This window comes from Rhodococcus sp. IEGM 1406, assembly GCF_030056745.1.
GTDB classification, from domain to species: Bacteria; Actinomycetota; Actinomycetes; order Mycobacteriales; family Mycobacteriaceae; genus Rhodococcus_F; species Rhodococcus_F erythropolis.
Genome location: NZ_JASHKO010000002.1, coordinates 183,298 through 196,625, shown reverse-complemented (window position 1 = coordinate 196,625; position 13,328 = coordinate 183,298). Strand labels below are relative to the sequence as shown.

Below are 13,328 nucleotides of genomic sequence, written 5' to 3'. Positions count from 1 at the left end.
CGGCTGTGGAGTTCAACTCCACAGCCGCCCTTCGTTATTCGCCCAGGTACTGATCGATCAGCCGGCGGCCTTCTGCTGCTTGCCGGCAGCCTTCTTGGCTTCGCCATTCGAAGCGCTGCCGGACTCCGTCGCTTCCTTGTTCTTCTTCTCCAACTCGCCCATCGCGTTTCGCGCGAAGACCTGCTGCTCGGTGGACGCCATCTGAGCACGGCCACGCCCGAAGAACGTCACTGCCCACGACAAGAGCGTCGAGGCGCGTGAACGGAACCCGACGAGGTACAGGAGGTGAATTGCCAACCAGGCAACCCACCCGATGAAGCCGCTGATCTCGAGCTTGCCCACCTTGGCTACCGCGCTGAAGCGCGAGATCGTCGCCATACTGCCCTTGTCGAAGTACTTGAACGGAACTCGTTCCGACGGGGACTTTCCATCCAGTGACGCTTTGATCTGCTTGGCCGCGTACTTGCCGCCCTGCATGGCGACCTGAGCCAGTCCGGGAAGCTTGTCGAGCGACATCATGTCGCCGATGACGAAGACGTTGGGGTGTCCGGGAAGCGACAGGTCAGGATTGACCATCACTCGGCCGGCGCGGTCGGTTTCTCCGCCGCTTTGCTCTGCAAGCTGCTTGCCGAGAGGGCTGGCCTGCACGCCGGCGGACCAGACCTTGCACTGCGACTCGATGCGGCGAAGGGTGCCGTCCTTTTCCTTGATGATCAGACCGTCGTTGTCGACGTCGGTGACCATTGCGTCGAGCTGGATCTCGACGCCGAGCTTCTCGAGCGTCTCGGCAGCCTTGCGGCTGAGCTTCCCGCCGTACACGGGCAACACGGCAGGGGCGCCGTCTAGGAGCACGACGCGCGCTTCACGAGGATCGATCTTGCGGAAGGCGCCGTCCAGCGTTCGACGGGAAAGCTCGGCGATCTGCCCGGCCAACTCCACCCCGGTGGGGCCGGCGCCGACCACGACAAAGGTGAGCAAGCGCGCGCGCTCGGCGGGATCGTCCGACAGTTCGGCCTGCTCGAAGGCCCCGAGGATTCGTCCGCGCAGTTCGAGGGCGTCGTCGATCGTTTTCATTCCGGGGGCGAACTCCGCGAACTGATCGTTGCCGAAGTACGACTGACCGGCACCTGCTGCCACGATCAGACTGTCGAACGGCGTAACCGTGACGCGTTCGAGCAGACGCGAGGTCACGGTCTGATTCTCGAGATCAATGGTCTCGACCTCACCGAGCAGCACCTGGGCGTTCTTCTGCTTGCGCAGCACCAGTCTCGTGGCGGGAGCGATGTCACCGACCGAGAGGATGCCGGTCGCAACCTGATAGAGGAGCGGCTGAAACAGATGGTGGGTTGTACGCGCGATCATCGTGATGTCGGCATCGGCTTTTTTGAGAGCCTGAGTGCCGAACAATCCTCCGAAGCCGGAACCGATCACCACTACGCGGTGGCGGTGCGGTTCAACCGACTGGATGCTCATTCCGTACTCCTCGAGTTCTAGGCGACAGTCCTACGGTAGTCCCACCGCGGCCGAGCTTCTCTGCGAGCAGTCCGACGCGCGCCGGTGTGTCCGAATCGATCAAGCAGCCTCCGGCGGCGATCACCCCGAGACGCGCGTCATCGTCGCGCCGGGGGTGTTCACCACTTTGTCGAGGTGTCAGCTACTGGCGGACCGACAAAATGAACAGTGCGATGCACCCGCCGACGAAAACCAGGATCGACAGAGCCACCGAGGCATACCCGACACCCACTCCAATTGCTGCCCAGTCCATGTGCTCAACCTCTCTCACGGTGTGATCCGGGATTCAGATCACATCTGCCTGAAGACATCACACCCTATTTATCCCTACTTCCGAAACCCGGCACGCCCAACCATTGACATGCAAGCAAATGCTTGCATATCGTGAAGTTGTGAACGACCGGATGAATGCAGCCTTCAAAGCACTTGCCGATCCCACGCGAAGACTTCTGCTGGACCGCCTGTTCGTAGCCAACGGGCAGTCGCTCGGTGAGCTGTGCGAGAGCCTCGACATGAGTCGCCAAGCTGTCACGCAACACCTCACGGCGCTCGAGGATGCAAATCTGATCAGCACGGTGCGGCAGGGGAGAACGAAACTTCACTATCTCAATCCCGTTGCGCTCGAGGAGATTCGAGAGCGGTGGATCAACAAGTTCGAGGTACCGCGCCTGCATGCGCTCAGTGCCGTCAAAAAACTCGCGGAGGAAGCCATGACCGACAAGCCCAGTTTTGTATATGTCACCTACATCGCCAGTACGGCCGAGAACGTCTGGAAAGCACTCACGGACGCGGGGGCCACTGCAGAGTACTGGGGACACAGCAACGTCTCCGACTGGCAGCCGGGATCGACGTGGGAGCACCGCCGGATCGACGGTTCGAACATCGCGGATGTAGTCGGCACCGTAGTCGAAAGCAGCGCACCGTCCAGGTTGGTCACCACCTGGGCTGATCCGAACGGCGAACCGGGCGTCGATATCTCGCGGGTGAGTTTCGACATCGAAGCCTTCGGCGCGATCGTGCGATTGACCGTCAAGCACACCGATTTGGCAGACGAATCGGCTCGCATGGAGGTAGCGGGCGGATGGTCGGCGGTGCTGTCGAATCTGAAGTCCTACCTCGAGACCGGAAATACTCTTCCGGTGGCGCCGTGGGAGATGCCGGTCGGTTGACGGTTGTCGACCGGGACAAACGAGTCCCCTGAACAGGAGGAGATCGCCGTACTTCTGTCCGAACAGTCGGCGCAGTCCGGACTCGAATTCGCATACCCGTCAAATATCGGCGCGTTCAGTCTGTAAAGTTGCCGGAAGGATGCTAGCGTTTTGCCCGACATCGAGTGAGGACGACCTCGTCTCGGACGCATGGGAGAAACGCTATGGGCGGCGACGCTTTTCAGAATGTTCCGGTTGATCGACGCAAGTTCGTCAAGACAGTTCTAGCGGCCTCGGCGGTAACTGTTCCGGTCGTGACGTCGATCAGCCTCGGTGGTGCGGCACCGGCCTTCGCAGCCGGTGACACGCCGAACCTCTCCGGAGCTCCTACTCGTGGCCAGCAGAATCCGAATCAACCAGGCGGCGAGCAACCAGGCGGGAATCAGCCCGGTGGTAATACTCCGGGAGGGAACCAGCCGGGCGGAAACGAGCCGGGCAACCCCGGATCGTCGGGAAGTTCGGGATCGTCGGGAAGTTCGGGTAGTTCCGGGAGTTCGGGATCGTCTGGAAGTTCCACAGGTTCCGGATCAACCGGTAGCTCGTCAGGCTCGGGTGGAACGACGACCGCCAAGCCCACCGGGCCGACGGAGCCGACAGAGCCGACCGTCCCAACTGTCCCAACTGTGCCGACCACTCGCACCGAGCCGACGTTCCCAACCAGCCCGACCAAGCCGACAGATCCCACGGAACCTGCGTAACCGACGTAATCGATACAACGCCACGGGTTCCCAGGGAGCACACCGATGCCCGAGTTCGACGACGCCCTGCACCGCGCTCTGAAGAGGCTTCAGAGCGCGGTGCCAGTACAGGTGAAAGAAACTCCGCCGCACGGAGAATCTGCCGACCTCACCATTGCAATCGCGACCTACGACGATTTCGACGGCGCATACTTCACGATCCACTCGATCCTGGTCCATCATCGCGAGATTCTGGACAGAGTCGAATTCGTCTTGTTGGACAACAACCCCGAGGGGTTGCCGGCGCCGATGCTCGAATCGTTTGCCGGTTACATCGATCGGTTCCGCTACATCCCGTTCACCGACGTTCGATCGACTGCGGTGCGGGACGTCCTGTTCCGCAAGGCCACCGGAAAGTATGTCCTGGTCCTCGACTCCCACGTGATCCTGGCACCGGGATCGTTGTCGGCGTTGCTGGCGTATTTCGATGCAAATCCGGAAACTGACGATCTGATCCAGGGACCGATGCTCTCCCAGGATTCCTCGCACATCGCGGCCACCCACATGGACCCCAAGTGGCGCAACGGAATGTTCGGCTCCTGGGGAGTTGATCCGCGAGCGAAGCAACACCCGGACGTGCCTTTCGAGATCATCATGCAGGGCCTCGGCTCATTTGCCTGCAGGCGTGAGGCATGGCCGGGATTGAACTCGCACTTCACCGGATTCGGCGGTGAGGAGGGATACATCCACGAGAAGTTCCGGATCAACGGCGGAAAGGTCGTCTGCCTTCCGACATTTGGTTGGCACCATCGATTCGAGCGCCCGGCGGGTGTCCCGTATCGAATAAATTGGGAAGATCGCGTTCACAATTACCTGCTCGGTTGGAATGAGGTCGGATGGGATCTCGACTCACTCCATCGTCAGTTCTCCAGGTACCTCGGTGATTCGTATCCCGAGATTCGTCGCCGTGCCGAACTGAGCGTCCAGCGACCCGAGTTGGTCTTCGGCGGGGTGATCGTTCTCAGCGACGACGGCCGAGTAGCTCCGTGGCGTTCATGCCTGGCGGAGGCCGAGTCGATCGAACTGACCGTTCACCGTGCCATTCCGGCGGAGGACGACGGTCCGGATGGGTGGAGGACGGCCTCAGCGTTCGTCGCCGGACTCGACAAGGCGATTCTGCTGGGCTGGAAGTCGGTGGTCTTCCTGGACGAGGCTCGCGTGATCGAACCCGCGGTTATGTACAAGCTGCGGAACATAACAGACGACCTCCCCGCCGAAGCCGATGCGGCCGTCATCCACGCACACGGCGAAGACCTGGTCGGGGCTGCACTGATTGTTCGCGCCGCGGCATACCGAACCTTGCGAGACGAACTCTCTCGGAGCATGGACGGACCCGTGCGGTCCGACTTTTCACTGGCGACCTATCTGCTCGAGCGGGGCGCAGTCGACGTTGTGCTCGATCGCCCACTGTCGCCTGCCCGAGTAGGGGCAGAACCCACCCCGGCTGTCGAGGATTCGAAGTCGGACCTCGGTGTTGTCGTCGTGAATCTTGACCTCGATATCGACAGATGGAAGGCGTCCTGGCATCGATTCATTCGCTTACCGCGCGTAACAGCGGCGGAGAGAGAATCAGCTTTCGAGGACGTAATGAATCAGGAAGCGGCCTTTGCCGTCTCGTGGCGTCGCGCGGTTTCTCGGGCGACCGAGAAGAGCTGGGATTCGGTCCTCATTGCAGCTGACGACGTGAGTTTGCTGGATGCGGCTGCGTCGATCCTGGACCACGCACGTGAAGATCTCGATCACCGCGATTGGGATGTCGTCCAACTCGGACACGACGCGAAATCGGCCGACGGAGCGCTGATCGACGGTTCGGCGCTCTTGCGCACCAGTCCGGAGAACCGTGGAGTTCACGCCGTCCTCGTTCATTCGCGCGCCTTCGAACGAATTCTGGACGCGATTGCGGATCCGGAGGTAGACCCCGAAGCATTCGAAAAATGGGCGGGCCACTACCAAACTTTGGGCAACTACCTGGTGGATGCGAACGCCGGGGGAGCGCTCACGTGTCTGACGCTCGCACCCGGCATCGCCTCCACACGCAGCCTGATTCGTTCGGGCGCAATCGAATCCGAATACTCACGACGCTTCTCGCTCTGACACCACCCCAAACGCAAATAGCTCAACACGAATATCGGACTGGTTGGAACAAGGAGATATCTTGACGGAACTACTCGAAGACGCGAGGCCTCAGCGCTCACAGACGGTGGAGAGCAATGATCTCACCGACGGTGTTGTGCTGTACGACAGTTCCAGCGAGGTTGCCCATCACCTCAACCCCGTCGCGACTTTGGTGTGGGAACTGTGTGACGGCCGGACCGTCAGTGACATCGTCCAGGCGGTGTCGGAGGTACTCGAGATCCCTGACCATGACGCGGAGTCGGTAGTCAGCGAGACCTATGGACAGCTGAGCGCCTCGCGTCTGCTGGTGTGAGAATCCCGTGACAGGCAGCCACGTACCACAATTCCGAACGCACTACCTGTGGGTTGATGCGATCGTGCGCGGCCCTGCCATACCCGAACTCGGTGTCATCGAGCATCGAATTGCCAGCCCCTGGCCCGCGGACCACAACGTCGAAGTTCGGATTCAGCGGAATCGATCGACGTTCGGTCGCTGGGACGCCACCATCGACTCGAGCATCGGAGGCAGAAAGGAACCGCTGATCGGTCTCGACGGACTCCACCTCGCGGAGAACGTTTACCGCACTGTGCACCGGGATGTCATGACGGCCGCAGATAACGAACTGTGGACACGCCTGCATGCCGCTCTGGTCGACTGCAACGGTGTGAGAGTGGCGATCGCCGGGCACTCCGGGGCGGGTAAAACCACCTTGGCGCTTGCCCTTGCCTTACGGGGTGCACAACTGCGAGCTGACGAAGGGGTCTTCATTCGCGGTACCGAAGCGGTGGGCTTGCCGCGCCGGGTCCACCTCAAAGCCGGTACGTTCGACGTTCTGCCGGACATCAAGGCGCACGATTCGCTGTATCTCCCGTATACCCCTTCGGTGTGGGCACTGGACCCGTCGACATTGCCCGCTACTCCCAACGTCGATTCGGCGGTTCGCGGAATCGATCTGGTGCTGATTCTCGATAAATGGGACGGGGGTCCTACTCGTATCGCGCCGATGCCCGCACCCCAGGCGATACAGTCGCTGGCCGAGCAATCCGCGTTGTGGTCCGACAATCACGGTCTGACCCTGAGAAACATCGCTGCCCTGCTCTCGAATGCCCCGTGCTACAGAATGATCCGGCACCACGGCGACACCGGCGCCGACACCGTGGAGGAACTGGTGGCGTCATGCGTGACACCCGGTACCTGATTTCGATGTTGGAAGCCAAGCACGGGGCCGACGTCATCCGTTCGTGTTCGCAGCGGGATTGGCCGCGAGTCATCGACGTCGCCGCCAGGCACAAGGTGCTGCCGCTGCTGGCCGCCCGCGCACTCGATGCCGGCTTCGCATCGGTCCTGCCGGCGAGTTTCGCCGAAATGCTGTCGGAATCCGCAGCTAGCGCGTCGAGTCCGGAATTGACGCTGAGCCTTGTCCATCACCGAAACGCGCTTCGTATCGCGGACCTCGATGCGCAGCGCGTAGAACTGCAAGAGTTTTTACACAGCAGCGGATTTCCGACTGTCGCGCTGAAAGGTGCTGCCCTTCTCGAGCGAAGAATCTGGCCGAACCCGGCGGCACGACGGATGACGGACATCGACCTCTTGGTCGTAGATCCCGCACACGCCGTTCCAGCCAACGACGCGATCATCGACTTCGGATATCGAATGGTTCGCCCGGACGAGGTGGCGGGGGATTCCATCGATCACGACGATCATCAGGAACCAGCGCTCCTTCGCGACGACCGTCACGGCTCCGTCGAAATCCATTCACACTTGCTTCCGCGGTTCGCCCGTCACGCGTTGACCCGCGAGTCCGTGGTCCGAGGACTCGGCGCGGAGACCGAAGGATCCAGGCTTGCCCTTTCCGATGTCACGCTTCATGTCATCGCTCACGCGCGGCTTGCCGATCGCGCCTTGATTCGCGCCGATCTGGCGTTGAACAGCGTCTTCGACGTGGGGTACCTGTTCGCCTCCGAGCCGTCACTCCCGGCGGTCCTCGCGCGACGCCGATTGCCACGCGATGTCCGTCGGGCGGTGAACGTCCACTGGGCTGCGGTGGAATCGATCTTCGGAGTGAGTACCGGGGTGACGACCACCTCGGCGCGTTGGTGGTGCAATGCACGCTGTGGTTGGCCGATCGCCCACGCCTGCACTCGCTCTACCGCGATCTGGTCATGGTGCCGCTCTTTCTCGACCGTGATCGGCTTTCCATCCGGGACGGACGCGACCTACGTGGATGGGGCTTGGCACGCGCACGCGTGTCTCACTTCGTCCGTCGTGCGAGGACTGCCGTCGAAGATGCCGGGGGAGCAGCGTGAAAGTACTGATCACCGGCGGAGCGGGATTCATCGGAAGCACCGTGGCGTCGAAGTGCGTCGACGCCGGGATCGATGTCGTGATTCTCGACAACCTGCTGACCGGCCGTGCCGAATTTGCGCACAGATTCCCGTTCTACTGCGGCGACATCGCGGACGAGAAACTGCTCGACAAGATATTCGCAGATCATCCCGATATCGATGCCACAGTTCACTGTGCGGCCTTGATCGTGGTCGGAGATTCCGTGAGTAGCCCGGCGCGGTACTACGAGAACAACGTATCCAAGTCACTGACACTGGTATCGAGTGTCCTTCGGAACGGCTGTGAGCGCTTCTTGTTCAGTTCCTCTGCTGCGGTGTACGCGCCGAGCGACGGTGGGTGTGTCGACGAACATTGGCGGATCGCACCGCAGAGTCCCTACGCGCACAGCAAGGCTCAGTTCGAAACGATGCTTGACGACATCGTGGCGGCCACAGGATTATCGGCAATATCTCTACGCTACTTCAACCCTGTCGGGGCAGACCCGGAGCTGCGAAGCGGACCAGCGTCGGCACGCCCGACCCACGCACTCGGAAAGCTGTTCGAATCATATTCGACAGGAACGCCTTTCAGGGTTACGGGGACGGATTGGCCGACGCGCGACGGATCGGGAGTGCGTGACTACGTTCATGTCTGGGACCTTGCAGACGCTCATGTTCGAGCACTCGAAAGGTTCGACCGGGTCACCGCTGATTCATCACGCATGACTGTGGTCAACTTGGGCAGCGGGCGGGGGACGACGGTGTGGGAATTGGTACACACATTCGAGAACGTGCTCGGCGAAGACATCGACGTGGTCGCTGCCGACCGACGCACCGGTGACACTGCCGGCGCCTATGCGTCGAACGATCGTGCGTTACGACTACTCGGGTGGGTTCCGACGTTCACCCTGGAACAGGGGATCGAGGACACTGCACGGTGGCTGGCCGTACGGGCGCACCGGCTGAATTCTGCGCCGATGAGCGTCAGCTTGGTGGCTCGCCCTCGACGGTGATGTTGTTGCTTCGTAGCCAGAATGTGGCGTCCGGATCCCACCCGGCGAGCACGGTGGCCCCCGAGGTGGCCGACAACGGGATCGCGATGCCTGGCGTGGTCAGATAGGCCATCAAGGTCAAGTGGATGGCGTCGTAATCTGCGGCGACCGAAACCCAGTCCGGAATGAACCAGTCACGGTATTCACCGGTCGTGTCGTACCAAACGGAGCGACGTGAAGCGGGCACTGGCAGGGGATAGGTATCGACCAGATTCGCCCAGTCCTGCGGACCGGTGATCTCGTAGATGCGGGGCGCGCCGTAGATCCTTACCGGCTGCACCCGCGCCTCGTTCGAGGAGCTGTCTTCTTCGAGAAACACCCCGAGGGCCCCGATACCGTCGCGGGCCCTGGTTGTTTCGGTTGTGCCGTTGGCAAAAGGGGTAGACCACCATTCGCCTCCGATGTTGCGGTCCGGATCTTCGATCTGGTATTCCAGAAACTGACGTTCGTTGTCGAGTGCCTCAGCACGCCACTGTTCGAGGCCGTCCTCTGCACGGTAAATCCGCAAGGGTAGGTCCGACCAGCCGTAAATAGGGTTTCGCTTTTCAACCAGATTCTGGTTCAGGCGGTCGATCGGCTCGGTCCACCAGGCGGCGTGTGGCGAGTCGAGTAGTGCTCCGGCAATCGGTCGCAGCGCCGCTGCGACATCCGGCCGGACGAAGATCAGGTCTTCTTCGTCCGGCGGCTCCCAATAGCGTGCGCAATCTACGGCATACGCAAGACAGTGCAGAATCTCGAGTTCGGACATCTCGGCGATTGCCCGGATATCAACAGCGCCGAGAACTTCGAGCGCATGTTCCGGCGATTGAGGCCAGTGTCCACCGGAGTTGCTTGCGCTGGCGCGGCACGCGTGCCCGACGTTCGCACAGAAGCGACGGCCACGTGGTGAACCGAGGACGAGTGCAACGGAATCCATGTGGGTAAAGCTAGCGGACAGGCTGACGGGGGACGTTCGAATAACCATTACTTGACATAATGTAGATTATCGGCAAATTCTCGAACTGGCGATATCCGGCTCACGCCTGGTTCGTGCAACCTTCCTTGTTTCCGCCCACCTATGTCTGTCTGCCGGTACATTTGCCGGCTTTCCTGCGTTTCCGTCCTAGATCTGCGACCGGCTTGCACGACTCGACCATTGCGACTCCGCGATCGCCGGCTGAATTGGTACCGATCACCGCCTGGCCTCGCCGGCGACTGCGGCTACGCCGCGCGACCTGGACGTCAGGAACGACCAATAAGTGCTCTGATGTGGATTGATGCCGATAAACACGTCTCACCGACTTCCGGCTACCCCACCTCAATTCGTCACTGTGACGTATTATGGTCGACAGGCTGGAGGCGAGTTCAGTTCCATTGTCATCGCCACGGACTACTATCGCCGCATGTGTTGTATTCGACCGGCCGCTTCTCATGGTCAGTGGCCGCGATGAGCGACACACCCAAGGTCGTGCATCGCTGGCTCGCAGTGCCAGACCAGTTTGACCGATTCACGCGATTCTTGCGCGACAACGGAATTCTGATGCCGACTCGGATAGGCATCGGCGTATTGGTTTTCCTCCTGGGTATCACGATTCTGCTGAAGCGACTGGGCACTCATTCGGTACAGACCATCGGATTTCCGTTGGACGTCGTCGTCGCAGTACTTGTGATGATCGGCGGAATTGCCCTGCCTGTCGTAGCGACCACCCGTGAAAGGTCGTATTTCTTCGTCGTTGCCGGGGACTTCGCCGTTGCGGTGATCGTGCTGGCTGAGGCGAATCCGGATCAGAGATTGCTCGGATGTCTCGTCTTCGGGCTCGTCGGCTCGTACATAGCCTTCTTTCACAATCTTCGAACTCAGCTGTGGCACCTGCTGTTTTCCGGGGCGGTCATCGTTGTTGCCAGCATCGGCGTGTTCACCGATGTACCTTCTGGCCTTCCAGACGTCCTGGGGCGCATTGCCTTTGCCATTCCTGTCATCACTGTCACACCGGTGGTCACGCAGATTGCTCTGGCGCTCCTGAGCAACGACGCTCAAAGCTCAGAACTCGATCCGTTGACGGACCTGCTGAATCGGCGCGGACTCGCACGGCGGACTTCCGAACTACTGCAAGCGAAATCCAGCCTCGACCAGTCTTTGCTGGTGGTGGTGATCGACATCGACAATTTCAAACACTTCAACGACACCTACGGTCACGACGTCGGCGACCGAGTCATACTGCGCACGGCCTATCGACTACACGACTGGGCCAGATCGGACGCGGCGATAGCGCGCATCGGCGGTGACGAGTTCGTCGTCGTTCAGATGATGCCGTTGCCGTACGTCGGCGATCTACTGGCCCGGATCGCGCCCATCATGAACTCCCCTACAGGCGAACCAATCTCGACGACAAGCATCGGCATAGCCATCCACAACGGCGCCTGGCCGGACGTACAAGCAGCAGAAAGTGGCGTTCACGATCTACATCGCCTCGCCGATTCGGCGATGTACGAAAGCAAGAGAATGGGTGGAAATCACGTCCACTCCATCGTTCTCACCGATCAACAGCTACAACAGCCACAACAGTCAGGCGGTCGTTCAGTCCTCTGAATCGTCGATCAGATGCATCGCGGCTTCCTCTGCCGACGCTGCGCCGCCGTCGATTCCGACGTCTCCGGCAATGAGTTCACTTTCCTCGTCCTCGTATCTGCCCTCGTCTTCGGCAACGAGACGCCCGACCCGACGGTTACCCACTTCGTCACCGTCCGGGAATTCTTCTTCCCGTTCGAATTCGTCGGCATCGGCGGGATCCTTCAAAGGATCTCCGAGCGACGCGTACGGATCGGGTTCTTCTTCGGCCAGGCGCTCGTCGAGGGTCTCCCCCGCTGATTCCTCGCTGCCGGTCAACCCGTGGGCATCAAGTCCCAGTGGGCGTTCCGGTGGTGAGATTCCCTCGTCGAGAATGTCGTCGACGCCTCGATCGATCAGAGTGTCTTCAGGTTGAAGCTGGTCGTCGGGATCGAGACTGTAATCGCCATTGCCGGCCGCGCCGGTGTCATCCGTGTCGCTCATACGATCAACGATGCCACGGGCACACCGAGTTGGCCATGTGCCGCGCCTGCTCGATACGTCACTCCGGAGACATTCAGCACGAACGCGGGGCCGGCACTCCGTCGAATCGGTCCTGTAGGTACTCGAATGCGGTGGGCAGACCGAGGACCGCAGTGGTGAGGTGGTCCGGGCTGGGGAACAGTTGGGATTGAATCGTGGCTCCGGCGGCGCAGTACCGCGAAATCGTGTTGACCACCGAATCGATGGGGATCAGAACGTCGTCGGGTGTGTGCCATTCGAACACCGGGGCAGTCGGCACACCCGGATAGAGTTCGACGCTGTTGTCGTCCATCACCTTTCGCACTTCAGGGCTGGACAGCAAGGATGTCGACGTCGACACCTGAGAGGCACTGCGCCCGGCACCGACCCTGAGGATGTCGTTGGTGCACGCGTTGGTGAGTTCGGCCCGCATCGACCGTCCGAGGTCGTTGAGTTGGTTGCTCAGCGGCAGTAGGTCGGGATACTCGCGTTCGAGGCCCATTGCTGCGGCGAATGCGAGGCCGAATGCCGGGTGCGGATCCTGTCCGAGGCCGTTTGCCATCTTGGACAGATTCATCGGGACGCCGCCCTCGGCTACACCGACAAGGTTGACCTCGGGTGCGTAGCTCGGGGCCAGTGCGGCCGCCCACGCGGTGGCCATGCCGCCGCCGGAGTAGCCGGCAATACCTACAGGGCTGGCGCCACTACGCAATTCGGGGACTTTCTGAACGGCGCGGATACCGTCGAGCGTGATCTGTCCGCCCAGGCGCGCGGCGCCGTACGCACTGTTGGGTCCGAGATGGTCGGGAAGGGCAATGGTCCATCCACGTTGCAGCGCGACGTTGAGGATGGGCGCTTCACGGATGACGATGTTGGGATCCGATGCGTAAAGCGCGCGAGATGGCGCACATCCCGTACCGAGTGCATTGACGATGTGCTGATACGAGAGCAACGGGCCGTCTTGTGCTTGATTCGGCGGGACCAGGATCGTGCTGACCGCGGCAATAGGCTTGTTCTCTGAGTTCGTGGACCTGTAACTGACCTGCCAGATCGCGACGCCGGGAAAGGTCATCAGGTCAGGGGCCCGGCGCACGGAGATCGGCGTGCCGGCGGTCCCCTCGGCAGCTGCTTGCGAGTAGAACGGGTCCGGGTCCGGTGCCGGATATGCGGGATCGGCCTGTGCAGTCCCCCCGGAGAGCAGTGCGGCAGTCAGTGCAGCGGCAGTCAGCATCGATCCGGTAAACACGCGTGTGGTTCGCAGTTTCAACGTTTTCCCCTCGTCCGGACCCACCCGGGGTCCATCACCCTGTGTGTTTCACTCATACCCATG

12 protein-coding genes and 1 pseudogene are annotated in these 13,328 nt (G+C 61.2%); 8 read left to right on the top strand and 5 right to left on the bottom strand.

From position 1 onward, the window contains the following. Positions 1 to 57: 57 nt before the first annotated feature. A complete protein-coding gene (locus tag QM596_RS10265) occupies positions 58 to 1,473 on the bottom strand; it encodes an NAD(P)/FAD-dependent oxidoreductase (protein ID WP_003944885.1) in 1,416 nt (471 codons plus the stop codon). A 410-nt stretch (positions 1,474 to 1,883) separates the two neighbouring features. Here QM596_RS10265 and QM596_RS10260 point away from each other — a divergent pair, with 410 nt between their 5' ends. Next, entirely contained in the window at positions 1,884 to 2,681 is a 798-nt protein-coding gene (locus QM596_RS10260; RefSeq protein WP_113683633.1) for an ArsR/SmtB family transcription factor, read from the top strand. A 421-nt stretch (positions 2,682 to 3,102) separates the two neighbouring features. Here the strand turns inward: QM596_RS10260 and QM596_RS10255 are convergent, their stop codons facing one another. Then, a complete protein-coding gene (locus QM596_RS10255; protein ID WP_029255360.1) occupies positions 3,103 to 3,405 on the bottom strand; it encodes a hypothetical protein in 303 nt (100 codons plus the stop codon). A gap of 58 nt (positions 3,406 to 3,463) precedes the next feature. Here QM596_RS10255 and QM596_RS10250 point away from each other — a divergent pair, with 58 nt between their 5' ends. The 6 genes and pseudogenes from QM596_RS10250 to galE all read left to right on the top strand — a co-directional run bounded on the left by QM596_RS10250 (position 3,464) and on the right by galE (position 8,910). Next, positions 3,464 to 5,551, top strand: a complete 2,088-nt coding sequence (locus QM596_RS10250; RefSeq protein ID WP_283308881.1) for a glycosyltransferase — start codon at positions 3,464 to 3,466, stop codon at positions 5,549 to 5,551. A 61-nt stretch (positions 5,552 to 5,612) separates the two neighbouring features. After that, complete coding sequence (locus QM596_RS10245) at positions 5,613 to 5,885, top strand: PqqD family protein (RefSeq protein ID WP_020969628.1); 273 nt, start codon at positions 5,613 to 5,615, stop codon at positions 5,883 to 5,885. A gap of 7 nt (positions 5,886 to 5,892) precedes the next feature. Then, positions 5,893 to 6,771, top strand: a complete 879-nt coding sequence (locus QM596_RS10240) for a phosphoenolpyruvate carboxykinase (ATP) (RefSeq protein ID WP_235867796.1) — start codon at positions 5,893 to 5,895, stop codon at positions 6,769 to 6,771. Further along, positions 6,750 to 7,499 (top strand): annotated as a pseudogene (locus QM596_RS10235) (nucleotidyltransferase family protein); the annotation flags it as partial. The gene QM596_RS10240 and the pseudogene QM596_RS10235, both read left to right, overlap by 22 nt. A 170-nt stretch (positions 7,500 to 7,669) precedes the next feature. After that, entirely contained in the window at positions 7,670 to 7,879 is a 210-nt protein-coding gene (locus QM596_RS10230; RefSeq protein WP_283309346.1) for a hypothetical protein, read from the top strand. Then, positions 7,876 to 8,910, top strand: a complete 1,035-nt coding sequence (gene galE, locus QM596_RS10225; protein WP_099697578.1) for a UDP-glucose 4-epimerase GalE — start codon at positions 7,876 to 7,878, stop codon at positions 8,908 to 8,910. Before QM596_RS10230 ends, galE begins: the two co-directional genes overlap by 4 nt. Here galE and QM596_RS10220 read toward each other — a convergent pair. Continuing rightward, positions 8,882 to 9,865: a hypothetical protein gene (locus QM596_RS10220; RefSeq protein WP_283308880.1), complete on the bottom strand. Its 984-nt coding sequence runs from the start codon at positions 9,863 to 9,865 to the stop codon at positions 8,882 to 8,884. The two genes, galE and QM596_RS10220, sit on opposite strands and share 29 nt — an antisense overlap. A 603-nt stretch (positions 9,866 to 10,468) precedes the next feature. On the opposite strand from QM596_RS10220, the gene QM596_RS10215 reads away from it, so the two are divergent. Beyond that, on the top strand, positions 10,469 to 11,518 hold the full coding sequence (locus tag QM596_RS10215; protein WP_283308877.1) for a GGDEF domain-containing protein: 1,050 nt from the start codon (positions 10,469 to 10,471) through the stop codon (positions 11,516 to 11,518). Here QM596_RS10215 and QM596_RS10210 read toward each other — a convergent pair. Both QM596_RS10210 and QM596_RS10205 read right to left on the bottom strand, forming a co-directional pair. Beyond that, on the bottom strand, positions 11,507 to 11,980 hold the full coding sequence (locus QM596_RS10210; protein WP_007732075.1) for a DUF5709 domain-containing protein: 474 nt from the start codon (positions 11,978 to 11,980) through the stop codon (positions 11,507 to 11,509). The genes QM596_RS10215 and QM596_RS10210 overlap by 12 nt on opposite strands. Before the next feature lie 73 nt (positions 11,981 to 12,053). Further along, entirely contained in the window at positions 12,054 to 13,229 is a 1,176-nt protein-coding gene (locus QM596_RS10205; RefSeq protein WP_054827626.1) for a lipase family protein, read from the bottom strand. Between the last annotated feature and the right edge of the window lie 99 nt (positions 13,230 to 13,328).